We start from the raw sequence: 26,756 nt of genomic DNA, 5'->3' as shown, positions 1-26,756 counted from the left end.
CAAGCGCATGACCACCACCATCGAGATCCCCGGCTACAAGGCCGGCACCTGGACCATCGACCCGTCGCACAGCGAGGTCGGCTTCAGCATCCGTCACCTCATGATCAGCAAGGTGAAGGGCGTTTTCGAGAACTTCGACGCTACCTTCGTCACCGCTGAGAACCCGCTCGAATCGACCGTGACCGCCAAGGCGGAGGTCGCGTCGGTGAACACCAAGGACAAGAACCGCGACGCGCACCTGCGCACAGGGGACTTCTTCCTCGCTGAGGAGCACCCGCACATCGAGTTCGTCTCGACCGGAGCCCGCCACGAAGGCGGAGACTTCCTCGTCGACGGCGACCTCACGATCAAGGGCGTGACCAAGCCCGTCACGTTCGAGTTCGACTTCGGTGGCTTCGGACAGGACCCGTACGGCAACTACAAGGCCGGCGCGACCGCGAAGACCAAGGTCAACCGCGAGGACTTCGGCCTCACCTGGAACTCGGCCCTCGAGACCGGCGGCATGCTGCTCGGCGACGAGGTCACCATCACCCTCGAGCTTCAGGCTGTGCTCAACCAGGCGTAGTCTCACTCGCAATACCCTCAGGGATCCCGCACCAGCGGGGTCCCTGAGCTCGTTAATGGTGGCGTTTGCGCGGCGGTGTCGGGCGGGGCATCCGGATGCGATCGAACACCGGGTTCAGAAGCTGCACGAAGAACGCCAGCGAACCCAGCCAGGGGGAGAGCACGACGGTGAGTACTGCCAGCGCAAGGGCCACCAGCGTCCCTGCCTTGGTCGAACGGATCGCCTCGGGCGACAGCCCCTCGACCAAGGCGCGCTTCGGGTTGGTCAGATGGAACCACTGCACCGTGCTCACCGCGATGACGAACAGATAATTGATCGGCAGCAGGATGCGGCCGGGCAACAGGTCGTTGTAATTGCTGATGAGACTCGTCGTGAACGGGATCAGCACGACACCGAGCAATCGGAGCGTGTTCAGGAGGACGGTGCGCGCGTCGACCCGGATGACGTACTCGAACTGCCAGACGTGAATCCGCCAGAGGGTGGCCAGCAGTAGGAAGCTGATGACCAGGCTCACGAGATTGAACGACTGGCCGGCGAGCGCGTTCCAGAGCTCCGCATCGGTGTGGACGTCGCCGAGCTGGCTCACATTGAGATCGAGCACGAGCAGAGTCGCCGCGATGGCGAAGACGCCGTCGGTGAAGGCTTCGAGCCTCCGGGTCGAAACCGGCGTCCTGTCCGCATCCACGACCTCTGCCATAGCGGAATGCTAAACCTTCAGGAGCCGTCGCCCCCCGCGATCTCCTCGTGGATGCGACGCAGGTCTTCGAGGAGCGAGCCCAGCAGGACCCAGTGCCGGGGATCTGGTGTGGCGATCGTGAGCGGGGCCGTCAGCATCGGGACGCCTGCTGTCTTCGTGTCCGGCTCGGATGCCGTCTCTCCCGGGTCGCGCGCCAGCAACCGCAGATCGTGCGCCGCGCGCCGCAGCTCGTCCGAGATGGCGACGAGCGAGCGTTCACCGGGGAGGCTGTCGTCGTAGTGATCATGGAATGCCCGGGTCATGCCGATCGAGCGGGTGATCAGCGGCCGCAGCCGCGCGAAGAGCTCGTCGTCGTGGTCGAGGATGTGGCGGTGCTTCGCCTGCCGGGGATTGAGAGTGAGGCTGTCGTGGGCCTCGGTCAGCGCCGTTTCCGTGTTCTTCTCCATGGGCCGGAGAAGGCGTGCTTCCAAGAGCAGCTCGTTGAGCAGCGCCGGCGACTGCTCGGTCTTCACCGCATCCGCCAGCCGCTGGAGGGTCGCCGCGATCGCGTTGCTGAGCCGCAGCACGGAGGCGTGCGCCGGGGCGATGAGCACAGGCGGCACGATGAGGATGTTGACGAGCACGCCGATCAGTGCGCCGATCACGGTCTCGATGATGCGCGCGAATGCGTAGTCGGGCGACGTGGCGCCGAGGGAGAGCACCAGCATCGCGGTGATCGGCACCTGGTTGGCTGTGCCCGGGGTGAGCCTGAGCGCCCAGGCGAGGACGATCGACACGACGACCGCCAGAAGCACGATCCAGCTGTTGGCACCGAAGGCGAGGCCGATCGCGTAGGCGATCAGCACGCCGACGATCACCCCGATACTGCGCTCGATGGCCTTGCCGACGGACTGGTTCACGCTCGGAGCCACCACCAGCAGGGCGGCGATGGTTGCGAAGACCGGCAGCTCGGCGGGGAGCAGCAACGTGGCGACCACCCACGACAGGATCATGGCGATCGCAGTCTTGACGACCTGCAGGATCGGCAGCCTGGTCGTCGTCCTGAGGTTCGTCGGGAGTCGCAGGGCCACGACCCCAGGCTACCCGGGTGGACCCACCTCGCCCGTCAGACCGAGGAAGCGCCCGTATGCTCTCGCGCCGCGCGCGACCTTCGTCGTCGCGGCGCTCGTCAGGGGCGAGAACGGTCGGGGATCAACGGTGACTCTGGTCGACGTGGTCTTCCGCTTCCAGGTGCCCGTCACCCGGCCGCGCGACACGATGATCGGGGCGAACACGCCGTTTCCGCCGGGAACGATGATGTCCGCGTGCTCCGGATCGAGCACCACGTCGCGGTTCTGATAGCCGATCAGGTATTCGTCGAAGCCCGGGAGGAGGTGCACGGCACTCTTCTCGGCGGCGGTCGGCGCGTTCTCTGAGGCCCGACCGGTGAGCTCCGTCGGCATCCAGTACTCGATGCCGTCGACGGTCAGGGAGGTCAGCCGGTCGCCGGCGACGGCGAGCGCGGTCTTCGCACCCGCGACGGTGCCCTTGGTCCACCAGACGAAGTCCTTCATCGTCGCGGGACCGTGACCGGCGACGTACCGCACGAAGAATTCGGCGAGCGCCTCGTCGTGACCGAGATCGCGCGACTCCGGCACCCACTCGTCGAGGAGCACGAGCGACTGCTGGGTCTTGTGCGACGGACCCCAGCAGAGCACGCCGGTCTGGGCCAGGAAGTAGATGAGGTGGTAGCCCCGCTGACCTGCGGTCGCGATGCCGTTCGCCTCCCACAACTCCATGAGGTCGGCGCGGCTGATGTCCCGGCCGCCCTGAATGGCCGCGGTGACCACATCCTGCGCCTTCACGAAATCGGGACTCTCGAGCTCGAGCTGGCGATGCCGCAGTGTGAGGCCGTTCACCATCCGCTCGGTCGTGATCGAGAGCATCCAGCGCAGATCGGCCGGCGGCACGAAGTGCAGAGTGCCGCGCATCGGCCAGGATCGGATGATCTCTCCCGCATCGAGTGCGGCGATGACGTCGGCCTGCACGATCCCGGGCGCGCGGACGCCGAGCGCCCAGCAGGCGGCGCCGAAGTCCTGGGCCTGAACGGCGAGCATCCGGTCGACCACCGCCTTCGGGGTGCTCTCGTGCTCGCCTGCCAATCCGTGCGCGAGCAGACGGAACCGGAGCAGATCGGCGGCGCTGGCGGCTGTCATTCAGCCAGTATTGCGGACGCCACCGACGCCCTCCGGCGGCGGCCCGCTCAGCGCAGGAGGCCGAGTTCGGTCAGCTGCGTGCTCAGGCCCGCGCCGTCGGGCGAATATACCCAGGGGGAGCCGCTGAGCGTCGAGTGCTTGTCGGCCTTGGACCGCCCGCCCGCGAGAACAGCCTCGCCGGTGGACAGCTGACGGATCGCGACGGCTGCGACGTTCTCGGGATGCGCGGTGGCGAACTCGGCATAGAGCGCCTCGTCGTGCTGGCCGTCGTCGCCCACGAGCAGCCACTTGAGACCGGGGAACTCGTCGGCGAGTCGCAGGAGGTTCGTGCGCTTGTGCTCACGACCGCTTCGGAAGAGCCTGTCGTGGGTCGGCCCCCAGTCGGTCAGGAGCAGAGGACCGGCGGGGAACAGGTTGCGCGAGAGGAACCGGGTGAGCGTAGGAGCGACGTTCCACGCCCCCGTGGAGAGGTAGATCACCGGCGTCCCGGGATTCGTGGCCGCGAGGCGTTCGAGCAGGACAGCCATTCCGGGCGTCGGGACGCGTGCGTGCTCGTCGAGTACGAAGGTGTTCCAGGCGGCCAGGAACGGGCGGGGGAGGGCGGTGACCATCACCGTGTCGTCGACGTCGGAGATGATCCCGAATCTGGCCTTGGGGTCGACGATGAACACGGGGGCCTCGAACACGCGGGTGGACTCGGCTGTGTACATCTTGATCGTGTGCCAGCCTGGGGCGAGCTGCACCGGGATCACCGTGTCGATCACGCCGCCGCGGTCGGGTCTGACCGCGTGGGTGCTGCCCTCGATCTCGACCGTGACCTCGACGTCGGAGACCGGCACGCTGATGAACGAGCGCCAGCCGCGGATGCTCTCCTCGCGTTTGCGGTGCATCCGCTCGGCCCGGCTCCCTGGACGGGGATCCCGCGCTAGCACGACCCGGCCCAGGATGCGCGCCCACGTGGGTGCTCCGTAGCCCGTGTACGGGACGACGGTCGCCAGGAAGCCGCGCTTGCGGGCACGCCGCGCGCGGAACTCGTGGAACGCATCCTCGATGCGTGCAGCGCGGTGCATGATCGGCTCGGCGCTGGTTCCGCGTGTGTCGGGTGATCCGGGCATATGCGCTCAGTTTCTCATGAACCATCGACCGCATTGTGCGCAGCCCCCAGAGTTGGGGGAGGGAAAAGCGGCGCGTCGCCCGTTTTCGGAGCCAGAACTGAGCTTTCCACGATTATGATCCGAATAACGCACCGGTACGTCCGGTGCGGGGCTGGGGACCCGGACCAACGTATTGTCTGCAGGAAAGAAGGAGTTGCCCTCGTGCCCATCAATGACCTTGTGGCCAGCCAGAATCAGACGAGTGCTCCGCTGGTGCGGACCGAGCCGATCCAGGAGCGCAGTGCCGCCCGGATCGACGCGCTGCTCGATGCTGCGGCCGAAGTGGTCGACGAGATCGGGTTCGACCGGCTCACCACGGCGATGGTCGCCGAGCGAGCCGGCGCCTCGATCGGAACGGTCTACCGCTACTTCCCCGACCGGATCGTGCTGCTTCAGGCGCTCCGCGACCGGGCCGTGCAGCGCTATCGGGCTGCCGTGGTCGAAACCATCCGCACGCAGAACCCGGAGCACTGGTGGAATGCCGTGGAGTGCGCGATCGACGCTTTTGTGGCGATGTTCCGCTCCGAACCCGGTTTCCGCATCATCCGGTTCACCGATGCCGAGCGTTCCGGGATGCCCGGCGATGGCCCGCAGGACGATGACGACTTCTTCGCCCACCGCTTCGCCGAGATCCTCTCAGACGAATTCGGACTGCCGGCGGGAGACGACCTCAAGTTCCGGCTGGAGATCGTGGTCGAGATCTCGGACTCACTGATCAACCGTGCATTCCTCGTCGACCCGAATGGTGACGAGCGGTTCATCGCCGAAGCCAGAGTCGTCGCCCGCGAGTACCTCGCCAAGCGCTACGGCGACAGCGAGTAGCGGCGCGAGCATCGCCTGAATCGTCGGAACGGGTGTCCCACTTCGCAGTGGGGCACCCGTTCTGTGTCGCGCTCGGGCCGAAATGTCGGAGGCCGCTGGAATGATTCGACGAACCGTGGATGTTACAAATCGACGCAATGCTTTGCCAAGCATGCAAAACCGTGTTTGGGTGGAAGAACAGCAGGCCTGTGTCGATCCGATGCACGATTCGAGGAATGAGCCGCAGACATGATCGAGTTCCGCTCGGTGACGAAGGAGTTCCCCGACGGCACGGTCGCGGTCGAAGACTTCTCGTTGGTGATCCCGTCGCGCACGATCACGGTTCTCGTGGGCTCCTCCGGCAGCGGCAAGACGACGATCCTGCGCATGATCAACCGGATGCTTGACCCGACGAGCGGAGCCGTCGAGATCGACGGTGAAGACGTGATGAAGCTCAAGCCGGTGCATCTGCGCCGCAGCATCGGCTACGTCATGCAGAATTCCGGGCTGCTTCCGCACCGCAAGGTCGTCGACAACATCGCCACCGTGCCTCTCCTGCGCGGGGTGAAGAAGAAGGTCGCGCGCGAGCGTGCCCTCGAGCTGATGGACACGGTCGGGCTCGAACGAACGATGGCCGACAAGTATCCGAGTCAGCTCTCCGGCGGCCAGCAGCAGCGCGTGGGAGTCGCCCGTGGGCTGGCCGCAGATCCGAACATCCTGCTCATGGACGAGCCGTTCGGCGCGGTCGACCCGATCGTGCGCGACGACCTCCAGAACGAGCTGCTGCACCTGCAGCGTGCGCTCGACAAGACGGTCGTGTTCGTCACCCACGACATCGACGAGGCATTCCGGCTGGGGGAGCAGGTCGTCATCTTCCGCAAGGGCGGGATCGTCGCGCAGAAGGGCACCCCGACCGAGATCCTCGCGAATCCGGCCGACGACTTCGTTGCCTCGTTCATCGGGGCCGATCGAGGCAAACGCGCCCTGCACATTGAGAAGACCGCGGCCGGCGATGTGCTGGTCGACAGTGAAGGACGTCCCGCGGGTGTACTCGCCGGCGCGTCCGCTGAGGCAGAGGCCGTGACCGTTCCGGTCGCGGGTGCTCCGGCGCAGGGTGAGGAAGCGTCGTGAGCTGGCTGTGGTCGAACTTCGGCCTGGTCTGGGACCTCACGGTCGCTCACGTGACTCTGAGCGTCTTTCCGATCATCATCGGCTTCATCGTCTCGCTTCCGATCGGATGGGTGGCCAACCGGTATCACGCGAGCCGCGGCGTCCTGCTGACGATCAGCGGCATCCTGTACGCGATCCCGTCACTGCCGTTGTTCGTGGCGATGCCGGTTCTCATCGGAACGAAGATCCTCAATCCGATCAACGTCATCGTCGCACTGAGCATCTATGCGGTCGCGCTCATGGTGCGCAGTGTGGCGGATGCGCTCGCTTCCGTCTCCGGTGATGTGCTCCAGTCGGCGACCGCCGTGGGGTTCTCGACCTGGAAACGCTTCTGGACGGTCGAGCTGCCGCTCGCCGGCCCGGTGCTGCTGGCTGGACTGCGTGTGGTCTCGGTCAGCACGGTCAGCCTGGTCAGCATCGGGTCGCTCGTGGGCGTGTCCAGCCTCGGAAACCTCTTCACTGACGGCCTGAACCGTTCCTTCAACGACGAGGTCGTCATCGGCATCGTGGCCATCATGATCATCGCGGCGGTCTTCGACACGGCGCTCGTACTGCTCGGGCGTCTTCTGCTGCCCTGGACGAGAGTGGATCACCGGAGCAAGCGCGCGGCCCGTCGCGCTGCCCTGAAGGCGGTGACGTCCGCGTGACCGACATCCTCGCAGCCTTCGGCTGGCTGTTCGATCCGGCGAACTGGTCGGGCCCTGACGGCATTCCGACGCGGCTCGGCGAACACATCGCCTACTCCGCCCTGACGTTGCTCATCGCGGCCGTCATCGCCATCCCCATCGGACTCGCGATCGGGCACACGGGGCGTTTCCGCGGGTTCGCGGTCGTGCTCTCGGGGGCCTTCCGAGCCATCCCGACGCTCGGTCTGGTGGTCTACCTGGCCCTGGCCCTGCAGAGCTCGACGATCGTCCCGCCGTTGATCGCCCTGACGATCCTCGCCATTCCGCCCATCCTTGCCGGGGCGTACTCCGGTGTCGAGTCGGTCGACCCCCGAACGGTCGACGCCGCACGCGCGATGGGGATGACCGAGTTCCAGATCATGGCCAAGGTCGAGCTGCCGCTGTCTCTGCCGCTGCTGATCGGCGGGTTGCGCTCGGGCGCACTGCAGGTGATCGCGACCTGGACCGTGGCCGCCATCCTGCCGGTCGGCGGCCTCGGTCGCTATCTCATCGATGGGCTGGCCGTTCGGCAGTACGACCAGATGCTCGGCGGATCGATCCTCGTCGTCGCTCTCGCCCTCGTCACAGACGGTCTGTTCGCGCTCACGCAGAGGTTCGTCGTGCCCCGCGGTGTCACCGCGGGCAGGGTCGCCGACGTCCGTGACAAAGAACCGCGGCGTCCGATGGGAATCTCAGTTCCCAGCCGCTCCGAAACCTAACTGTCCATCGCAGCCACACCTACTGCACCATCGAAAGAGAGAAAAGAATATGTTCGCATCCAAGAGAGGCCGCATCGCGGCCGGCGCGATCGCGGCGGGAGCCCTCCTGGCTCTCAGCGCGTGCTCGTCCGGCGGCGGAGCGCTGGGTGGCAACACCTCGTCGTCGTCGACCGACACGATCACCGTCGGATCCGCCGCGTTCGGTGAGAACCAGATTCTCGCCGAGATCTACGCCCAGGCGCTCGAAGCGAACGGGGTCAAGGTCCAGAAGCAGTTGAGCATCGGGCAGCGCGACGTCTACCTCGCGGCGCTGAAGGACGGCTCCATCGACCTGATCCCGGAGTACAGCGGCAACCTGCTGCAGTTCTACGACAAGAACTCCACGGCGACCTCGCCGGAAGACGTCTTCGCAGCGCTCAACGACGCGCTGCCGAGCGGCTTCGAGGTGCTCGACCAGTCCGACGCTCAGGACGCCGACTCCTACAACGTCACCAAGGAGTTCTCCGACAAGTACGGCGTCACGAGTCTGGAAGACCTCAAGAAGGTCGACATCCCGCTCGTGGTCGGAGCGAATCCGGAGTTCGAGACGCGCCCGTACGGCATCCCCGGACTCAAGAGCGTCTACGGCGTGACCGCGACCCTCAAGCCGTACAGCGACAGCGGCGGACCGCTGACCGTCGCCGGTCTGAAGAACGGTGAGGTGCAGCTGGCCGACATCTACACCACGACGCCCGCCATCAAGGAGTTCGTCACCCTGAAGGACCCGAAGAACCTGATCGCTGCGCAGAACGTCGTGCCGCTGATCAACACCAAGAAGGCCACGGGCACGGTGAAGGATGTGCTCAACAAGGTGTCGGCGGCGCTCACCACCGACGACCTGATCGAGATGAACGAGGAGAACCAGGGCGACAGCAAGACCCAGCCCGACGTGATCGCCAAGGAGTGGCTGTCGAAGCACCCCATCAAGTGATCGGAGGCTAGTCCTCTTCTGTGGGCGGCGGCTCGGGAGACCGGGCCGCCGCTTCCATGTGCCTGGCCTCCCGTCGGTTGAGCACCGTCTTCACGACGAACACCAGGACGATGAACGCGGCGATGACCCCGACGAAGATGTATCCGGCGCCGTGCAACTCGCTCGACAGCTCGCGGTACCCACCGGCGGCCAGCGAGCCGACCGACACGTAGGCGAAGGCCCAGATGACACAGGCGGGAGTGGTCCAGGCCATGAACGTGCGGTAGCGCATCGGGCTCATCCCGACCGTGAGCGGGATGAGGGAGTGCAGCACGGGCAGGAATCGCGAGAGGAAGACAGCGATGCCGCCCCGCTTCGCCAGGTATGCCTCGGCCCGATCCCAGTTGGCCACCCCGATGCGCCGCCCGAGTCGGCCGGCCCGGATCTTCGGTCCGAAGAAGCGGCCCAGGCTGAAGCCGATGCTCTCACCGGCCAGCGCGCCAACGATGACGGCGACCACGAGTGCGATGAACTCCACGGGGTTGGCGACCGCGGTGCTCGCCACCAGCACGATCGTGTCACCCGGGACGATGAGGCCGATGAGGATCGAGGTCTCGAGCAGCATGCCGACCCCCGCGAGGGCCGTCCGCACAACCGGGTCGACGCTCTGCACGACGTCGAGGATCCAGGTGAGGGCCTCGTTCACGAGGTGCCGCCGATACGATGCAGCGTCGTCCAGAAGTACTCGAGAGTCTCGGCCATGTCGGCGCTGTCGTCGAGCATCCACTGCACCTGCATCCCATCGGCGACGGCGATCGCGAGGCGCGCGATCTGCAGTGGGTCGAGGCCGGGGTCGAGTCGTCCCGCCGCCTGTTCGGCGCGTACGTGCTGGGCGAGCTGACCGATGAACAGGCGATACCGCTCGACGAAGTAGGCGTGGCCGGGGTGGTCTTCGTCGGCGGCATCGGCGGAGATCGTGGCGTAGAGCTGCACGAGACCGGGCACCTGAGCGTTGTGCCGCACCACGTCGACGAGGGCGTCGAATCCCGGCGCGCGGGACGAGGCTCCCGTGACGTCGACCTCGTCGCGCTTGCGCAGCACCTCGGAGAACAGTTCCTCCTTGGATGCGAAATGGTGCAGCAGCCCGGCCTGGCTCAGGCCCACCGACTCGGCGATCTCCCGGAGCGAAGCCCCGCGATAGCCCTTCTGCGCGAAGACGTCGAGGGCGGTCGTCAGGATCTCTTCGCGCTTCGCGATCCCCTTGGCGTACGAACCCTTCTTCGGCATGGTTGAAATACTACTGTGCGCCGACTGGGCTTCTGCTTCGACCGGAGCGACGCGGTGGCAGGCGCTCAGCTGGTGAGGATCAGCACGGGCGGAACGACCACCAGGGCGGTCGCGACGACGGCGACGAGCAGCCGCAGTCCCGGCCCGACAGGATGCTGGGGCGTCACGAGGCGTTGCACGCGAGCGGTGATGGCGGTGCGGCGTTGCTCGGGAGTGCGCTGGTCCTTGGGCGCCCCGAGGGCGGCTCCGGAGGTGCCCGTCGCGTCGACGAGTTCGATCGCCTCCGCGAGTACGGCGTCTCCGACGATGTGCCGCGCGTGATCGTCGGCGAGCATCTCGACGAGCAGGGCGACCGCATCCTGTGCACGCGTCGCGATGGGGAACCAGGGGAGTGCGCGCTTCCAGGAGCGGAAGGCATCGAGCAGCAGGTGGTGCTTCTGTTTCAGGTGGGCGTGCTCGTGCGCGATGACCGCTTCCAGCTGGTCGGCGTTGAGGAGCTCGATCATGCCCTCGGACAGCACTGTGACACTGCGGGCGCCCGGGAGGCAGTACGCCGCGGGAGCCGGGTGGTCGATGATCCGCGTGCTGGGTGCATCCGGAAGCGGGGAGCTGAGCAGGCTGAGCAGTTCGCGGTGGCGGTGGCGCTGGCGGCGGCTGCGCGCCGAGGTGAGCGCGAGATTGAGCAGGAGGTGCACGGTGAGCAGCACGGCGGCGCTCAGGGCGAAGGTGGTCGCCAGCGAGGCGCTCGGCGGGAGCGGCCCGGAGAGGATGGTGCGGAACGCTCCGCCGATCCTGCTCCAGAGGTCGTCGCCGAACGGCTGCAGGCCGAAGAGGAGGAGGGAGCCGATCATCGAGATGCCACCGGCGAGAGCGATCGACTGCCAGAGGGTCAGCGCAAGTCCTGGAGCGGCTGCCGGCCACTTCGCACGCGCCAGAAGCACCGGCACGGGACCGGCCAGGGCGATCGCGAGTACGCCCAAGGCGACCGCGAGGCCGCTGACGGGGGTCCCGATCATCTACGAGGCGCGGGCCGCGAGGAGACGACGCAGCGTCTCCGCTTCGGACTCGTCGACCGAGCCGACGAAATGCGCCAGCGCGGCGTTGCGGTCTGACGAGCTCTCGAGCACCTCGTGCATCAGGTCGGCCACATGGCTCTCGCGGGACAGCGCGGCCGTGTAGAGGTGCGGCCTCGCATCGCGGTCCCGTTCCACGAAGCCCTTGTGCTCCAGGCGCGACAGGACGGTGAGCACGGTGGTGATCGCGGGTGTCTTGTCGTCGGCACGTCGTCCGGCGAGTCTGTCGCGCAGTTCATTGGCCGACAGAGGGGTGCCGACGCTCCACAGAGCGTTCATCACCGCCCGTTCAAGTTCTCCGAGATTGGCCACGGATCAAGGGTAGCGCGACTTCCCGAGAATGTTCTACACTCTGTAGAAGTTGAAGTTCTACGAAGCGTAGAAATCCCGGAGGTGGAGGACGCTGTGAACGAGTGGCTGGACCCGCTGCTGCTGTCGAGATGGCAGTTCGGCCTGACGACGATCTACCACTTCCTGTTCGTTCCGCTCACCATCGGCATCGCAGTGTCGGTCGCGATCTTCCAGACGGCCTGGTATCGCACCGGCAAAGTGCACTACCTGCAGCTGACCCACTTCTTCGGCAAGATCTTCCTCATCAACTTCGCCATGGGCGTGGTCACGGGCATCGTGCAGGAGTTCCAGTTCGGGATGAACTGGTCCAACTATTCGAGGTTCGTCGGCGATGTCTTCGGCGCCCCGCTGGCACTGGAGGGTCTGCTCGCGTTCTTCCTCGAGGCGACGTTCATCGGGCTGTGGATCTTCGGCTGGGACAAACTGCCTCGGGGTCTGCACCTGGCCACGATCTGGATCGTCGCGATCGGCAGCATCCTGTCGGCCTACTTCATCATCGCCGCGAACGCCTTCATGCAGAACCCGGTCGGATTCAAGTTGAATGAGGCGCGCGGCCGGGCCGAGCTCACGGACATCTGGGCTGTGCTCAGCAACAAGGTCGCGCTGGCGGCGTTTCCGCACACGATCTTCGCCTGCTTCATGGTCTCGGCCGGTCTGATCATCTCGGTCGCCGCCTGGCACCTCTCGCGCAATCAGAACCTCGACACGATGCGTCCGGCCCTCAAGTTCGGGCTGTGGGCCATGGTCGGCGCCGGGGCCCTCACCGTATTGAGCGGCGACCAGCTCGGCCTGGCGATGGTCGAGACCCAGCCGATGAAGATGGCCGCCGCCGAGGCCCTCTACAAGACGTCGACCGGTGCGGATGCGTCGTTCTCGATCTTCACCCTCGGCACCCCCGACGGTGTGCACGAACTGTTCTCGATCCGCATCCCGTACCTGCTCTCGTTCCTCTCGACGCACACACTCACCGGCACGGTCGAGGGCATCAACGACCTGCAGGCCCAATACCAGCAGCTCTACGGCCCCGGCGACTACACCCCGGTCATCTGGGTGACCTACTGGGCGTTCCGCTGGATGATCGGGCTCGGCCTGCTGCACGTGCTCGTCGCCATCACCGGGCTCTGGCTCACCCGCAAGGGTCGGCTGCCGAAGAACCGATGGGTCTGGAAGGCGGCGATCTGGGCGTTCCCGCTGTCGTTGCTGGCCATGACGATGGGATGGATCTTCACTGAGATGGGCCGGCAGCCGTGGATCGTGTTCAGCCTGATGAAGACAACAGACGGCGTCTCGCCCGGGGTGACCGGTCTGACCGTGCTCATCTCCCTGATCGCTTTCACCGTGGTCTACGGAACGCTCGCGGTGGTCGAGTTCTCGCTCATCCGGCGCGCGGCGCAGAAGGGTCCTGCCCCGGTCGAGGAGCACCTCGACGACGAGGGCAAGCACGTTCCCGTGGCGACGGTCTACTAGGAGGCTCTGATGGATCTGGCAATTCTCTGGTTCGGCATCATCGCGTTCTTCTTCGTCGGCTACTTCGTGCTCGACGGCTTCGATTTCGGCGTCGGGATGGCGCTGCCGTTCCTCGGCAAGGACGACGTCGATCGCCGCGTGATGATCAATACGATCGGGCCGGTGTGGGACCTCAACGAGACCTGGCTGATCGTGGCCGGAGCCGCCCTCTTCGCCGCGTTCCCCGAGTGGTACGCCACGCTGTTCAGCGGCTTCTACCTCGCGCTGCTGCTCATCCTGCTCGCCCTGATCGTGCGCGGTGTCTCGTTCGAGTACCGGCACCAGCGGCCCGATTCGCGCTGGAAGAAGTGGTTCGACGGGATGATCATCGTCGGCTCCACCGTCCCCGCGCTGCTCTGGGGCGTCGCGTTCGCGAACATGGTTCAGGGCGTTGCGCTGGATGCGGACCACAACTACACGGGCACGCTCTTCGACCTGCTCAACGGCTACGCACTGCTCGGTGGTCTGACCACGCTGCTCCTCTTCTTCACGCACGGCGTCGTGTTCGTCTCGCTGAAGACCGACGGCGATATCCGCCGGCGTGCGCGCAAGCTCGCCATCAAGTCCGGCGCCGCCGCGATCGTCGTGGCAGCGGCGTTCCTGATCTGGACCGCGATCGCGAACTTCTCCGTGGTCTTCGTCATCCTGGCCGCGCTGGCAGCGGTGACTCTCGTGGCCTCCTGGATCGCGAACATCCGGGGTGTCGAGGGCTGGTCGTTCGGGCTCATGGCCGTCACCATCGCGCTGGCCGTCGTCTCGCTGTTCGCGGCGCTGTTCCCGGATGTGATGCCTTCGTCGCCGAATCCGGCGAACAGCCTCACCATCGCGAACGCTTCGAGCACGGATACGACCCTCACCGTGATGACCTGGGTCGCCGTGATCTTCCTGCCCCTGATCGTGCTCTACCAGGCGTGGACGTACTGGATCTTCCGCAAGCGGGTGACGCGGGACCACATCCCTGAGGAGGAGCCGGCGCCCGTCGCCGCCTGACCATGCGTCCTTTCGATCCGCGTCTTCTCCGCTACGCTTCTGCGGCGCGCGGCATCCTCGCGGCCGGCGGCCTGCTCGCCGTGCTGCAGACGTGCTGCGTCGTCGCCTTCGCCTGGCTGGTCACACAGCTCATCGTGCGGGCCATCGCAGGCGACAGCCCCGCCGAGCTGAGCGGATTGTTCGCCTGGCTGGTGCTCGTGATCCTGCTGCGCGGTGCCGTTCTCTGGCTGTCCGACACGAACGCCGCCCGGGGCGGCTCCACGGTGATCGGGCAGCTCCGCGCGGCACTGACCTCGGCCCTGGGGCGGCTTGGTCCCTCCTGGCTCAGCACCCGGAGCACGGCCGAGGTGACACTCACCGTCGGTCGCGGGCTCGACGCGCTCGACGGCTACTTCACCAAGTACCTTCCGCAGCTCATCCTCACCGCGCTGGCGACGCCGATCCTGCTCGCCGTGATCTTCTGGCAGGATGCGACGAGCGGGATCATCGTGCTCGTCACCCTCCCGCTCATCCCGCTCTTCATGGTCCTGGTGGGCTGGGCGACGCAGGCCGCCCAGCAACGTCAGTGGGCGGCGCTCTCGATCCTGTCGCGGGGGTTCCTGGATGTGGTGAACGGGCTGTCGACGCTGAAACTGTTCGGACGACAGCATCGGCAGTCGGCACGCATCCGGGCCGTCAGCGATGACTACCGCGTGCACACCATGAAGGTGCTGCGGATGTCGTTCCTCTCGGGGTTCGTGCTGGAACTCGCGGCGAGTCTCTCGGTCGCGCTCGTCGCCGTCGCGATCGGGCTTCGCCTGCTCGACGGACAGCTCGACCTGTCGGTCGGGCTGTTCGTGCTGCTACTCGCCCCGGAGGCGTTTCTGCCGCTTCGGGCCGTCGGCGCCAGCTACCACGCCGCGACCGAAGGGATCGAGGCGTCGCAGAGCGCGTTCGAGATCCTGGATGCGGACCGTGCCGTCCAGGACGCGCCCGGCACCGTTGCGCACCCGACCCGAGCAGCACAGGGAGCCGCCGGCGGTTTGGTCTTCGACGACGTCAGCGTGCGTTATGACGATCGAACCGCAGTGGATGGCTTCAGCGGACGCGCCGCTCCGGGCGCCCTCACCGTCGTCAGCGCTCCGAGCGGAGCGGGGAAGTCGACGCTCATCGCGGCCGCTCTCGGGTTCGTGCCCTTCGACGGTGCGATCGAGGCCGCAGGCGCGACGGATGCGTCAGGCCGCCGCGACGCGATCGCGTGGGCGGGGCAGCGCCCCGGGCTGATCGCCGGCACCGTGTCGTCGAACGTCGCCCTCGGCTCAGCCGTGCCCGACCTCGAGCTGGTCCGTGAGTCCCTCCGGGCCGCGGCCGCCGACGAACTCTCGCCCGATATCGTCCTCGGTGCGGCTGGGGTCGGCCTCTCCGGCGGACAGGCTCAGCGGGTGGCCGTCGCCCGCGCGTTGTACCGGATGCGCGCCCAGGGTTGTCCAGTGCTGATCCTGGACGAGCCGACCTCCGCGCTCGACGATGTGACCGAGGCGCGTCTGCTTCGCACCCTGCGACGGCTCGCGGACGACGGAAGGACGGTCGTCGTTGCCAGTCACCGCGAGGCCATCGTCGCCGCCGCCGACGCGGTGCTGACACTGGGGGCGCTCGCGCATGTCCGTTGATGCAGTGACCCGCGCGCGTTCGACTCGCCGCATCCTTCGCCTCGCGCTCCCGCCCGCCCGGCGGCTGTGGGTCGGCGTGGCCTTCGGAGCGCTCAGCGCAGGCAGCGCGGTCGCCCTGCTCGCCGTCTCCGCCTGGCTCATCACGCGCGCGTCGGAACAGCCGTCCCTGATCTACGTGTCGATGGCCGTCGTGGGCGTGCGCGCCTTCGCGCTCGGCCGGGCGTTCTTCCGCTATTTGGAACGTCTCGCCGGTCACGACGCGGCCTTCCGCCAGCTCGCCGTGATCCGCTCGGAGCTGTTCGCGCGTCTGGTGCCGGTCGCTCCCGACGGGCTGGGCGACACGCGTCGAGGCGATCTGCTGACGAATCTCGCCGACGACGTCGACGAACTGCAGAACCAGTCGCTCCGAGTCGTGCAGCCATTGGTGACCTCCGGGGTCGTGGCGCTGGTGAGCGTCATCGGCGTCTTCCTCCTGCTGCCGGAGGCGGGGGTGGTCCTGCTGCTCACGCTGCTGGCGGCCTTCGTGGTCGGCACGGCGGTCAACCGCTGGCTGTCCGGCCGCGCCGAGAGGGGCATCGCACCGCTGCGCGCCGCACTGAACGACAGCATCCTCGATCTCGTCAGCAATCTGGACGTGCTCACCGCATTCGGCGCTCTGCCGAGCGCGCAGCAGCGGGTGACGGATGCGGGCGCCCGGTTGACCTCCGCGTTGCGTTCGCGCGCGGCCGGTGTCGGGCTCACCGGTGCCGTCGTGTCCGTGCTCGCCGGTTCGGCGACAGCGTTGGCGCTGGCCGTCGGTGTCCCTGCGTTCGCGGGGAGCCGACTCGACGCTCCCACGCTCGCGGTCGTCGCGCTGCTGCCGTTGGCCGTCTTCGAAGTGTTCGGGATGGTGCCGCTCGCGTTGGGCGCGCGGAGGCAGGTCCGTGCTAGTGCGGAACGCCTCGCGGCTGCAGCTCCTGATGAGCCTCCGGCCGGCATCCCGGTCGACCGTGCTCACCCGGTCGGTCTCAGTGCCGGGCGCGTTCCGACCGTCGAGTTGCACGACCTGAGTGCACGCTGGCCGGGTGAGGATGGCGACGTGCTCACAGGAGTGAGTCTGAGGCTCGAACCCGGAGAGCGTGTGGTGCTCTCCGGGCCGACGGGGGCAGGCAAGACGGCTCTGGCTCACGTGCTCACGCGCTTTCTCGACTACGAAGGGCGCTTCGCCATCGACGGCGTCGAGGCACGAGCCGCCCGCCAGGACGATGTGCGCACGGTGATCGGACTGAGCGAGCAGCAGCCCTATCTGTTCGACTCCGACGTGCGCCAGAACCTGCTCTTCGCACGTGACACGGCGACCGACGACGAGCTCCTGGACGTGCTCCGCCGGGTCGGGCTCGCCGAGTGGGTCCAGGAGCGGGGCGGCTTGGATGCGCGGGTCGGCGAACGCGGCGCTCTCGTCTCGGGTGGACAGGCGCAGCGGATCGCGCTTGCGCGCGCGATCCTGGCCGACTTTGCCGTGCTCATCGTCGACGAACCCAGCGCAAACGTCGACGCTGGGATCGGGGACCAGGTCGTTCGCGACATTCTGACGACAGCGGCCGAAGACGGACGCACGGTGCTGCTGATCTCGCACACGCCCGTTCCCGACGAGCTCGTCACCCGCAGGATGCGGCTGGAGGAGGGCCGGCTGGTCGGCTAGAGCGGGCGCGTGAGCGCGCCGAGCCGCGCTCGCCACGCAGCCGTCTTCGACGCGTCCTGCGCGAGCCGCGGGCCGTTCACCCAGGCCGGGACGGACCGGATGCCGTGCAAGGCGTTCACGGCCCAGACCACGCACCCTTCGAGCTGCGCCGGAGACACCGCCTCCTCATCGATCGGAACCCCGAGCGCAGCGGCGACACCGCGCACGGTACGGGCGGCAACGCTGTCGACACGCGGAAGGCTCAGTGGCGGCGTGAACAGTGTTCCATCGCGCCACCACAGCAACGCCGTCGAGGAGCCGTCGGACACCTTCCCGTCGTCGAGGATGACCGCCTCCTGCGCTCCGACGCGCTGCGCTTCCTGCCGAAGCCGGCTCATCGCGTCGAGGTCGGGGCCCTTGAGCAGCGGCGCCGTGCGCGGGTCGCCCGCCGCGGTGGAGAGTACGACGGTCTGCGTGAGCGGGGGAGCCGTTCTCAGGCGCAGCCGCAGCCGGTGCGCATCCCGGACCGTCACCAGTTCGAAGCGAGGAAACCACTGTCCCGTTCGAGGCAACTCGTCCAGCGCCGCCGTCCAGAACGATTCCAGGTCGGCGCGGTCGCGGAAACCGCGTTCGACAGCCGTCTCGGCGAAACGGGCACCGTGCAGCCCGACGGCGAGCACCGCACCCTCGGCCACGAGGAACGAGTCGGCGGCTTCGAGAGCCGTCTCCGCCACCTCGCAGTCGTCGAGAGCGACCAGTCGGCCTCCGCGCCAATCGAAGAGGGTGCTGCTCGCGTCCATTCGCCTAGGCTAATGCAGGTGGTTCCCCCTCTCCGTAGGTTCCCGGTCGATGGCTGGGTCGACTCCGCCGACCTCTTCGTCGCCCTCTTCGGCGGATCGCCGAACGCGGTATGGCTGGATGCGGGGGCCGGCGCGACCACAGGCCGCAGCTACCTCGCCTCCGGCGATCTGCTCGCGACCTCGTCGCTCGCCGACGGGAGCGTCGTCCTGCAGTCGGCCGCGGGCGCCGGGGTGTTCGACGGCACGATGCTCGACTTCCTCCGCGACGACCTGGCGGCACGAGGCCGTGTCCCGGCTGAACCCGGCGGGCCGGAGTTCGCGCTCGGCTGGATCGGCTGGCTCGGCTACGAGACGGGTGCCGCAGCGAACGGAGTACCCGTCGCGGCGACCGAGGCCCCGGACGCAGCCATGCTCTTCGTCGACCGGGCGGTCGTGATCGATCACGACCTGCACACGATCGAACTGATCGCACTCGATGCCGGGGACGTGGCGGGCTGGGTCGCCACGATGCGTGCCGCCGTGATCGGCGCATCCGGTGCCGCCGCCGCCCTTGCCGATCAGCACGCGCTCGGAGACGAACCTCAGCGCGCGAGCTGGCGCCACAGCGACGAGGAGTACCTGGCGCTCATCGCCGACTGCCAGGACGCGATCCGCCGCGGCGACGCCTACCAGCTCTGCCTCACGAACATGGCGACGGCGCACCTCGACCTCGACGCGCTCTCGGTGCACCTGCGCCTCCGTGCGGCGAGCCCGGCCCACCACGGCGGACTGGTCCGCATAGCCGGCACGGCCCTGGTGAGCTCGTCGCCGGAGCAGTTCCTCGCGGTCACGGCCGATGGGCGCGTGCGCACCAAGCCGATCAAGGGAACCCGCCCGCGCGGTGCGACCCTCGCACGCGATCTCGAGCTTCGCGCGGAACTCGAGGCGAGCGAGAAGGAGCGCGCAGAGAACGTGATGATCGTCGACCTCATGCGCAACGACCTCGGACGCGTCTGCGAGGTCGGCTCGGTCGAGGTCCACCACCTGCTCGCCGTCGAGAGCTATCCGCAGGTGCATCAGCTCGTCAGCACGGTCGAGGGGCGGCTGCTGCAGGGGCTCACCGCCACGGATGCGGTCGCCGCCTGTTTTCCTGCCGGCTCGATGACGGGAGCACCGAAACTGAGTGCCATGCGCATCCTGAACCGCCTCGAGCGCGGCCCTCGAGGCGTGTACTCCGGATGCTTCGGCTACTTCGGGCTCGACGGTGCGGCCGACCTCGCGATGGTCATCCGGAGCATCGCCATCCGTCCCGGCCGGGTGGACATCGGTGCGGGAGGCGGGATCACCGCACTGTCGGTGCCCGACGAGGAACTCGAAGAGGTAGCGATCAAGGCGCGGGCGCTGCTCACCGCAGCCGGCCTGACAGCGGGCGGGAACGGATCCGCCGGTCCGAACGTTTAGTACTGTTGGGAGAACGAAATGTGTTCGTAACGAGCACAGGTCCCCCCTCTTTCCGTCCGGTGAGGATCCGCCGGACGAATCACAACGAATGAGAGTCACGTGGCACACGAGCACGATTCAGCGACCGGGCCGGTCGAGGGCGCGCAGTACGACTTCGCCGCCATCCAGAACAAGTGGATGCCGATCTGGGACGAGCTCAAGCCCTTCGCCACCGACGACCCCGCCGACAAGCGGCCGCGCAAGTACGTGCTCGACATGTTCCCGTACCCCTCGGGCGACCTGCACATGGGTCATGCGGAGGCCTACGCGCTCGGCGACGTGATCGCGCGCTACTGGCGCCAGCAGGGCTTCAACGTGCTGCACCCCATCGGCTGGGACTCCTTCGGCCTGCCTGCCGAGAACGCCGCCATCAAGCGCGGGCTCGACCCGAACGGCTGGACCAACGACAACATCGCGCAGCAGAAGGCGAGCATGCGCCGCTATGCGCCCAGCTTCGACTGGGATCGCGTGCTGCAGACCAGCGATCCGGAGTACTACCGCTGGAACCAGTGGCTGTTCCTGAAGCTGTACGAGAAGGGTCTGGCGTACCGCAAGGCGAGCTCGGTCAACTGGTGTCCGTTCGACCAGACCGTGCTCGCCAACGAGCAGGTCGTGAACGGCCGGTGCGAGCGGTGCGACCACCTGGTCACGAAGAAGAAGCTGACCCAGTGGTACTTCCGCATCACCGATTACGGTGACCGTCTGCTCGACGACCTGAACCAGCTCGAGGGTGCCTGGCCGTCCAAGGTCATCAGCATGCAGCGCAACTGGATCGGTCGCTCCACCGGCGCCGACGTGAAGTTCACGATCGAGGGTCGCGACGAGCCCGTCACGGTCTACACCACCCGACCCGACACGCTGTACGGCGTGACCTTCATGGTGGTGGCACCCGACTCCGACCTGGCCGCCGAGCTGGTCCAGGATGCACGGCCCGAGGTGAAGGCGCGCTTCGACGAGTACCTGGAGCAGGTGCGCGGCACCACCGAGATGGACCGGCTGAGCTCCGAGCGCGAGAAGACCGGCGTCTTCCTGGAGCGACACGCGATCAACCCGCTGACCGGCGAGACGCTGCCGATCTGGGCCGCGGACTACGTGCTGAGCGACTACGGCCACGGCGCGATCATGGCGGTGCCGGCACACGACCAGCGCGACCTCGACTTCGCGCGCGCCTTCGACCTGCCCGTGCGGGTGGTCGTCGACACCAATCAGCCGGTGACCGGCGCCATCCCGGTCATCCACACCGACCCGGAGACCGGCGAGCCCATCCTGCCCGACGACCTGCCTCCGCAGAACCCGGCCGAGACGGGGACCGCGCTGAACGGCGAGGGCCGCTTGATCAACTCGGGACCGTTCGACGGCCTGAGCAAGTCGAACGCCATCCGCCGCATCACCGAGGCGCTGCAGGCCGGCTCGCTCGGGACACCCGCGAAGAATTTCCGGCTGCGCGACTGGCTGATCTCGCGTCAGCGGTACTGGGGCACGCCGATCCCGATCATCCACTGCGAGAAGTGCGGAGAAGTGCCGGTTCCCGAGGCAGACCTGCCGGTGCTGCTGCCTCCGGCCGAAGGCCTCGACCTGCAGCCCAAGGGGACGAGCCCGCTGGGTGCCGCGTCCGAGTGGGTCAACGTCACCTGCCCGTCGTGCGGCGGACCGGCCAAGCGCGACACCGACACGATGGACACCTTCGTCGACAGCTCGTGGTACTTCCTGCGTTTCCTGTCGCCGCGCGATGCGACCAAGGCCTTCGACCCGGCTGAAGCGGAGAAGTGGGCGCCCGTCGACCAGTACATCGGCGGCGTCACCCACGCCATCCTGCACCTCCTGTACTCGCGGTTCATCACCAAGGTGCTGTTCGATCTCGGATACCTGAGCTTCACCGAGCCGTTCACAGCGCTGCTGAACCAGGGTCTGGTGCTGATGGACGGCTCCGCGATGAGCAAATCGCGCGGCAATCTGGTGAAGCTGTCCGACCAGCTGGACGAGCATGGAGTGGACGCCGTGCGCCTGACGATGGCGTTCGCCGGTCCGCCGGAAGACGACATCGACTGGGCGGATGTGTCCCCGTCGGGCAGCGCGAAGTTCCTGGCGCGTGCGTGGCGCGTGGCTCACGACGTGAGCAGCTCGCCCGAGGCGGTCTGGAAGAACGGGGACCCGGCGCTGCGCCGCGTGACCCATCGTTTCCTGGCCGATGCGCCCGGTCTGATCGAGGGCTTCAAGTTCAACGTCGTCGTCGCGCGTCTCATGGAGTTGGTCAATGCGACCCGCAAGAGCATCGACACCGGCGCTGGACCCGCGGATCCCGCCGTTCGCGAGGCTGCCGAGGTCACTGCGATGGCGCTGAACCTGTTCGCGCCGTACACGGCTGAGGACATGTGGTCGACGCTCGGTTACAAGCCGTCGGTGGCACTCGCGCAGTGGCGCAAGCCCGATCCCACGCTGCTGATCGAGGAGTCCGTGACCGCGGTCGTCCAGGTCGACGGCAAGGTGCGCGACCGGCTCGACGTCTCGCCCAAGATCTCGGCGGACGAGCTGGAGGCGCTGGCACGTGCATCCGATGCTGTGAAGCGATCGGTCGGCGAGCGCGAAGTGGTGAACGTCATCGTCCGTGCCCCACGGCTGGTGAACATCGCGACGAAGCCGCGCTCCTAGAGCTCAGCGCGCACGAGCGGCGGCTGTCCTCCACAAGGAGGGCCGCCGCCGTCCTCTCCACGGATCGATCGCTCAGTCCCCGTGGCGGAGCCGCGCTTTCTAGCGTGGAGGGATGCGACATCGAGCGGGGCCAGGTCCGGAGACCCAGCCGAATCAAGAGAGCGACGGCGCGTTCGAGACCGACGCTCTCGACTCGGTCGCCGGCGCGCGTTCGGCGCGCGTCCGCATCGGTGTCGGAGCCGGGGTGGTCATCCTCATCGTTGCGCTCGTCGGTGCGGTGGTCGTCAACGCGGTCGCTCAGGGAGGGAGCGGCGCAGAGGTTGTTCGCGAACCCGCTCCGGCGGGGTCGGAGGCACCGGCGGCCGATCTCTCATCGACCGCGTCGGCGAGCGTGCCCGTTCTGGTCCACGTCCTCGGCGCGGTGAATCGGCCCGGGCTGGTAGCTCTGACGACCGGAGCACGCGTGGTGGATGCGGTGGCGGCAGCCGGTGGCCTGACCGACGATGCCGAGCTGTCCGGCGTGAATCTTGCCCGCCTCGTGGCGGATGGCGAGCAGCTCGTCGTGCCGCGCGTCGGGGAGGTCCTGCCACCGCCGGCCGGGAACGCGGGTGGCGGCGGATCCGCGGGGGCGACCGGCGTATCCGGAGGCCTCGTGAATCTCAATACGGCAGATCAGGCCGCGCTCGAGACCCTGCCTCGCATCGGGCCCGCGCTCGCCGGTCGCATCCTCGACTACCGCAGTGCGAACGGACGGTTCGCGGCGGTCGCGGACCTGTTGAAGGTGACCGGTATCGGGCAGAAGCTCTTCGACGGGCTCAAAGACCGGATCACGGTATGACATTCGATCTCAGGCTGGTCGTGCCGGCCGTAGCGATCTGGCTGGTGTGCGGGGTCGCGGTGGCGTTTCCGGACGTGGTCTCCCGCATGGCACCCGTGGCCTGGGTGATCGCCGCGCTGTGCGCGGTGGCCGCGATCGCGGCCGGTCGCCGACGCGGCTCGACCGACGGGCGAGACCGTCGAGCCGGTCGCGGCGGTGCGCACTGGGCGCGTCTCGACCGAGCTCGGCGTGCGCTGCGCATCGGGTGGATGTCGGCGGCACTGTCGATCATCGGTGCCGCCGGGGCGCTCGGCTCGGTCGCGACGGATGCGCCACGGCGTACCCCAGCCGCGGTGAGTGAAGCGGCCCGTGCGGGATCGGCGATCACGGTGGTGGTGCGCACAGACAGTGCACCCCAGTCGATCAGAGCGGGATTCGACGGCCAGGCCCGGTGGATGTGGCGCGGTACGGCGCTCTCTGCGACCGTCGCAGACGATCGATTCGCGGTGGACATGCCGGTGTCGGTGATTGCGACGACGTCCGCGAGCGACGTGCGGCGGATCGTCTTCGGCTCGGTCACCGTCGTGGAGGCCACCCTGCGACCAACCGAACCAGGCGAGGCGACCGGCTTCATCGCCGTCGCCCGCGGAGCCCCTCGCGTCTCGGCGAATCCTCCCCTCTGGCTCGGCTGGACCGCGCGAATTCGGGAACGGCTCGCCGCCGGCGCCGCGCTCACTCCGGGCGACGGTGGAGCGCTCCTTCCGGGTCTCTCGATCGGCGATGTGACGGCGGTGGGGGAGCAGCTCGACGAGGACATGAAAGCGAGCTCGCTGAGCCACCTCACGGCCGTGTCCGGAGCGAACTGCGCGCTCGTCACCGGGCTCGTCTTCTTCGGCGGTTCACTCGTGGGGCTCGGGCGGCGCGGTCGCGTGGCCGCCGCGCTGGTGGCGCTGGTCGCGTTCGTGGTGCTGGTGACGCCCGGGGCGAGTGTCATCCGTGCCGCCACCATGGCGGTCGTGGTCCTCATCGCGGTCGCACGAGGCCGCCCGGCCCAGGGGTTGCCGGTGCTCGCGCTCGCGGTGATCGTTCTGCTCCTGCACGATCCCTGGCTGGCGCGCAACTACGGGTTCGCCCTGTCCGTGCTTGCGACGGCGGGCCTGCTGGTGCTGGCCAGACCGCTCGCGCGCGTGCTCACCCGGTGGATGCCACGTGCCCTCGCCACTGTGGTGTCCATTCCGCTGGCGGCACAAGTGATGTGCCAACCCGTTCTCCTCATGCTCGCACCGACCCTGCCCCTGTACGGAGTCGGAGCCAATCTCCTCGCTGAACCGGCCGCACCTCTCGCGACTGTTCTCGGCCTGGTGGCCTGCGTGCTGCTGCCTGTGGCGCCCGTGCTGGGCCAGGCCGTGGTGTGGGTGGCGTGGATTCCTGCCGCGTGGATCGCGCAGGTCGCTCATACGGCTAGCTCGCTCCCGGGCAGCAGCCTGCCGTGGCTCGACGGGCCGGTGGGCGTGGCCCTGTGCGCCTGCGCTGTCGCTGCGATCGCGGTACTCGTGCTCTCGCCCTCGGGGCCACCACGGGGTGTCCTGGCCACGATCGCCGGTGGGGCACTGATCGCCGGGGTCGGGGTCTACTCAGGCAGTCTGGGCGGGGGCGCACTGGGCCGGGTGCTCTCGATACCGCCCGACTGGCAGATCGCCGCCTGCGATGTCGGACAGGGCGACGGCGTGCTCGTTCGCGATGGGGATCGAGTCGCGATGATCGACGTCGGGCGTGAACCGGGTCCGGCGAAGGACTGTCTCGAGCGGCTGGGTGTCGAACGGCTGGAGTTGCTCATCCTCACCCACTTCGACGCCGACCACGTCGGCGGCCTGGCCGCCGTCGTCGGTTCCACCCGCGCTGTCGTCGTCGGGCAGACGGGCAGAGAGGCGGACGAGCGGGTCATCGCCGAGCTCCGTCGCGCCGGGGTCGAGATCATACAAGGATTCGCGGGACGAACGGGTCGTCTCGGCGAACTCGAGTGGCGAATTCTGTGGCCGCCGGCTCCGGAACCCGGTGAGCCCGCCATCGGCGAGAATGACGGCAGTGTCACGGTCGCGATGGAAGGGCGGGGGCTGCGGTCGATCTACCTCGGCGACCTCGGGGAGAATGCGCAGAACGAGCTGCTTGCGACGGGGCAGGTCGCGCCCGTGGATGTCGTCAAGGTCGCTCATCACGGGTCGGCCGACCAGAGCGAAGCGCTGTACGAACGGCTCCGTGCCACAGTGGGGCTGGTGTCGGCCGGCGTCGACAATGGCTACGGACACCCCACGCAGCGAGCCCTTCAGCTGCTGAGCCGCAACGGGACCGTGGCCGAGCGCACCGACACGCAAGGGATGATCCTGGTTTCGCCGGGCACAGCCCAGGGAGGCGTGCGGGTGTGGAGCGAGCGCAGGGCTGCGGGAGAGTCAACGGCCTCGAAGCACCCGGGTGGTGACGGCGGTCCACCGTATGCTGGAGAAGACCGAGGAGGAACGTGGCGGCACGACCCAGCAGCAAGACGAGCGGGAGCAAGGGAAAGGCGGCGCCCGTCGCGATCCCGCAGCTCGCGTGGAACCAGATCCGGTCCGCCCCGGTGGTCCTGGTCTCGGGTCCGGAAGGCTTTCTCGCCGACCGTGCGATCCGTACGCTGCGCGACGGCCTCAAGGCGGAGGATCCGAGTCTCGAGATCAGCGACCTCGCCGCCGACGACTACGCCCCGGGCGAATTGCTGACGCTGGCGAGCCCGTCGCTCTTCGGCGAACCGAGGCTCATCCGCGTGGGCAGCGTCGAGAAGACCAACGACGTCTTCCTGAGCGACATGCTCGACTATCTCGCTTCACCGGCCGACGGTACCGTCGTCGTCCTGCGGCATGGTGGGGGTGTGCGCGGCAAGAAGCTGCTCGACGCCATCCGCGGGGGCACGGGCGGCGGCATCGAGGTCGTCTGCACCGAACTCAAGCGGGACTCGGACAAGTACGACTTCGCGCAAGCCGAGTTCAGGGCGGCGGGCAAGAAGATCGCGCCGGCCGCGCTGCGGGCGATCACTTCGGCCTTCGCCGACGACCTCGCCGAACTGGCGGCCGCCTGCCAGCAGCTCATCTCCGACACCGCGGCCGAGATCACAGAAGCGACGGTCGACAAATACTACGGCGGACGGATGGAGACCAATGCGTTCCAGGTCGCCGATGCTGCGATCGCGGGTCGGCATGGCGAGGCTCTTGTCACCATGAGGCACGCCCTGGCATCGGGCGCCGACCCGGTGCCCATGGTGGCGGCGTTCGCCAGCAAGATCCGCACGATGGCGAAACTGTCCGGCGCACGCGGCGGGTCAGGACAGCTCGCCCAGCAATTCGGCCTCGCACCGTGGCAGGTGGACAGGGCGCGGCGCGATCTCCAGGGCTGGACCGAAGACGGTCTCGGCCGTTGCATCGAGGTGCTCGCCGAGACGGACGCCAATGTGAAGGGCGGTGGCCGCGACCCGGTGTTCGCTCTCGAACGGATGATCGGCATCGTCAGCGCCCGCGGTCGCGGCTGAACGTGCATCCTGGGCCGGTCAGAC

Annotated in this window: 24 protein-coding genes; 15 read left to right on the top strand and 9 right to left on the bottom strand. The window is 67.9% G+C overall.

Annotated elements, in window-relative coordinates:
- Nucleotides 1-7 precede the first annotated feature (7 nt).
- Nucleotides 8-565, top strand: a complete 558-nt coding sequence (locus ACFVV0_RS14350; RefSeq protein WP_387064285.1) for a YceI family protein — start codon at nt 8-10, stop codon at nt 563-565.
- Between the two features lie 52 nt (nt 566-617).
- Here the strand turns inward: ACFVV0_RS14350 and ACFVV0_RS14345 are convergent, their stop codons facing one another.
- The 4 genes from ACFVV0_RS14345 to ACFVV0_RS14330 are packed head-to-tail and all read right to left on the bottom strand — an operon-like array spanning nt 618 to nt 4,572.
- Nucleotides 618-1,262, bottom strand: coding sequence for a TMEM175 family protein (locus ACFVV0_RS14345; protein ID WP_387064282.1), 645 nt, complete (start codon nt 1,260-1,262; stop codon nt 618-620).
- A 17-nt stretch (nt 1,263-1,279) separates the two neighbouring features.
- On the bottom strand, nt 1,280-2,326 hold the full coding sequence (locus ACFVV0_RS14340) for an aromatic acid exporter family protein (protein ID WP_387065186.1): 1,047 nt from the start codon (nt 2,324-2,326) through the stop codon (nt 1,280-1,282).
- Nucleotides 2,327-2,341: 15 nt separating this feature from the next.
- Entirely contained in the window at nt 2,342-3,457 is a 1,116-nt protein-coding gene (locus tag ACFVV0_RS14335) for a winged helix DNA-binding domain-containing protein (RefSeq protein ID WP_387064279.1), read from the bottom strand.
- Between the two features lie 47 nt (nt 3,458-3,504).
- Nucleotides 3,505-4,572 (bottom strand): App1 family protein, encoded by a 1,068-nt coding sequence (locus ACFVV0_RS14330; protein ID WP_387064276.1) that lies wholly within the window; start codon nt 4,570-4,572, stop codon nt 3,505-3,507.
- Between the two features lie 201 nt (nt 4,573-4,773).
- On the opposite strand from ACFVV0_RS14330, the gene ACFVV0_RS14325 reads away from it, so the two are divergent.
- The 5 genes from ACFVV0_RS14325 (at nt 4,774) to ACFVV0_RS14305 (ending at nt 8,936) form a co-directional block, all read left to right on the top strand.
- Nucleotides 4,774-5,433, top strand: a complete 660-nt coding sequence (locus ACFVV0_RS14325) for a TetR family transcriptional regulator (RefSeq protein ID WP_387064274.1) — start codon at nt 4,774-4,776, stop codon at nt 5,431-5,433.
- 228 nt (nt 5,434-5,661) lie between these two features.
- The gene (locus ACFVV0_RS14320; protein WP_387064271.1) at nt 5,662-6,543 is read left to right on the top strand and encodes an ABC transporter ATP-binding protein; all 882 of its coding nucleotides are present in this window, start codon (nt 5,662-5,664) and stop codon (nt 6,541-6,543) included.
- Nucleotides 6,540-7,229: an ABC transporter permease gene (locus ACFVV0_RS14315; RefSeq protein WP_387064268.1), complete on the top strand. Its 690-nt coding sequence runs from the start codon at nt 6,540-6,542 to the stop codon at nt 7,227-7,229. Before ACFVV0_RS14320 ends, ACFVV0_RS14315 begins: the two co-directional genes overlap by 4 nt.
- Entirely contained in the window at nt 7,226-7,966 is a 741-nt protein-coding gene (locus ACFVV0_RS14310) for an ABC transporter permease (protein WP_387064265.1), read from the top strand. Before ACFVV0_RS14315 ends, ACFVV0_RS14310 begins: the two co-directional genes overlap by 4 nt.
- Before the next feature lie 49 nt (nt 7,967-8,015).
- Nucleotides 8,016-8,936: an ABC transporter substrate-binding protein gene (locus tag ACFVV0_RS14305; RefSeq protein WP_387064262.1), complete on the top strand. Its 921-nt coding sequence runs from the start codon at nt 8,016-8,018 to the stop codon at nt 8,934-8,936.
- Nucleotides 8,937-8,943: 7 nt separating this feature from the next.
- On the opposite strand, the gene ACFVV0_RS14300 is transcribed toward ACFVV0_RS14305, so the two are convergent.
- From ACFVV0_RS14300 to ACFVV0_RS14285, 4 genes are all read right to left on the bottom strand, one after another.
- On the bottom strand, nt 8,944-9,621 hold the full coding sequence (locus tag ACFVV0_RS14300) for a DedA family protein (RefSeq protein ID WP_387064259.1): 678 nt from the start codon (nt 9,619-9,621) through the stop codon (nt 8,944-8,946).
- Nucleotides 9,618-10,202, bottom strand: coding sequence for a TetR family transcriptional regulator (locus tag ACFVV0_RS14295; RefSeq protein WP_387064257.1), 585 nt, complete (start codon nt 10,200-10,202; stop codon nt 9,618-9,620). Before ACFVV0_RS14295 ends, ACFVV0_RS14300 begins: the two co-directional genes overlap by 4 nt.
- A gap of 65 nt (nt 10,203-10,267) precedes the next feature.
- Nucleotides 10,268-11,218: a M56 family metallopeptidase gene (locus ACFVV0_RS14290; protein ID WP_387064254.1), complete on the bottom strand. Its 951-nt coding sequence runs from the start codon at nt 11,216-11,218 to the stop codon at nt 10,268-10,270.
- Nucleotides 11,219-11,587 carry a BlaI/MecI/CopY family transcriptional regulator gene (locus ACFVV0_RS14285; protein ID WP_387064252.1) on the bottom strand — a complete coding sequence of 123 codons (369 nt, stop codon included), beginning with the start codon at nt 11,585-11,587 and terminating at the stop codon, nt 11,219-11,221.
- Nucleotides 11,588-11,680: 93 nt separating this feature from the next.
- On the opposite strand from ACFVV0_RS14285, the gene ACFVV0_RS14280 reads away from it, so the two are divergent.
- The 4 genes from ACFVV0_RS14280 to cydC are packed head-to-tail and all read left to right on the top strand — an operon-like array spanning nt 11,681 to nt 17,452.
- The gene (locus tag ACFVV0_RS14280; RefSeq protein ID WP_387064249.1) at nt 11,681-13,093 is read left to right on the top strand and encodes a cytochrome ubiquinol oxidase subunit I; all 1,413 of its coding nucleotides are present in this window, start codon (nt 11,681-11,683) and stop codon (nt 13,091-13,093) included.
- A gap of 9 nt (nt 13,094-13,102) precedes the next feature.
- Nucleotides 13,103-14,122, top strand: coding sequence for a cytochrome d ubiquinol oxidase subunit II (gene cydB, locus ACFVV0_RS14275; protein ID WP_387064246.1), 1,020 nt, complete (start codon nt 13,103-13,105; stop codon nt 14,120-14,122).
- A 2-nt stretch (nt 14,123-14,124) separates the two neighbouring features.
- Nucleotides 14,125-15,771 (top strand): thiol reductant ABC exporter subunit CydD, encoded by a 1,647-nt coding sequence (cydD, locus tag ACFVV0_RS14270; protein ID WP_387064243.1) that lies wholly within the window; start codon nt 14,125-14,127, stop codon nt 15,769-15,771.
- Nucleotides 15,761-17,452, top strand: a complete 1,692-nt coding sequence (gene cydC, locus ACFVV0_RS14265) for a thiol reductant ABC exporter subunit CydC (protein ID WP_387064240.1) — start codon at nt 15,761-15,763, stop codon at nt 17,450-17,452. The genes cydD and cydC overlap by 11 nt, the downstream gene beginning before the upstream one ends.
- Here cydC and ACFVV0_RS14260 read toward each other — a convergent pair.
- Complete coding sequence (locus ACFVV0_RS14260) at nt 17,449-18,231, bottom strand: aminotransferase class IV (protein ID WP_387064237.1); 783 nt, start codon at nt 18,229-18,231, stop codon at nt 17,449-17,451. The genes cydC and ACFVV0_RS14260 overlap by 4 nt on opposite strands.
- Before the next feature lie 18 nt (nt 18,232-18,249).
- On the opposite strand from ACFVV0_RS14260, the gene pabB reads away from it, so the two are divergent.
- From pabB to holA, 5 genes are all read left to right on the top strand, one after another.
- The gene (gene pabB / locus ACFVV0_RS14255; protein WP_387064235.1) at nt 18,250-19,671 is read left to right on the top strand and encodes an aminodeoxychorismate synthase component I; all 1,422 of its coding nucleotides are present in this window, start codon (nt 18,250-18,252) and stop codon (nt 19,669-19,671) included.
- A 99-nt stretch (nt 19,672-19,770) separates the two neighbouring features.
- A complete protein-coding gene (gene leuS, locus ACFVV0_RS14250) occupies nt 19,771-22,359 on the top strand; it encodes a leucine--tRNA ligase (RefSeq protein WP_387064232.1) in 2,589 nt (862 codons plus the stop codon).
- A 112-nt stretch (nt 22,360-22,471) separates the two neighbouring features.
- Nucleotides 22,472-23,197 (top strand): ComEA family DNA-binding protein, encoded by a 726-nt coding sequence (locus ACFVV0_RS14245; protein ID WP_387064229.1) that lies wholly within the window; start codon nt 22,472-22,474, stop codon nt 23,195-23,197.
- Nucleotides 23,194-25,929, top strand: coding sequence for a ComEC/Rec2 family competence protein (locus ACFVV0_RS14240; protein WP_387064226.1), 2,736 nt, complete (start codon nt 23,194-23,196; stop codon nt 25,927-25,929). The genes ACFVV0_RS14245 and ACFVV0_RS14240 overlap by 4 nt, the downstream gene beginning before the upstream one ends.
- Nucleotides 25,836-26,732 (top strand): DNA polymerase III subunit delta, encoded by an 897-nt coding sequence (gene holA / locus ACFVV0_RS14235; protein WP_387065184.1) that lies wholly within the window; start codon nt 25,836-25,838, stop codon nt 26,730-26,732. Before ACFVV0_RS14240 ends, holA begins: the two co-directional genes overlap by 94 nt.
- Nucleotides 26,733-26,756: the final 24 nt, after the last annotated feature.

The sequence above is a fragment of the Leifsonia sp. NPDC058230 genome (assembly GCF_042882245.1).
Lineage (GTDB): Bacteria > Actinomycetota > Actinomycetes > Actinomycetales > Microbacteriaceae > Leifsonia.
Note: the sequence above shows the minus strand (reverse complement) of the source record. Positions and strands in the feature narration are given on the sequence as shown.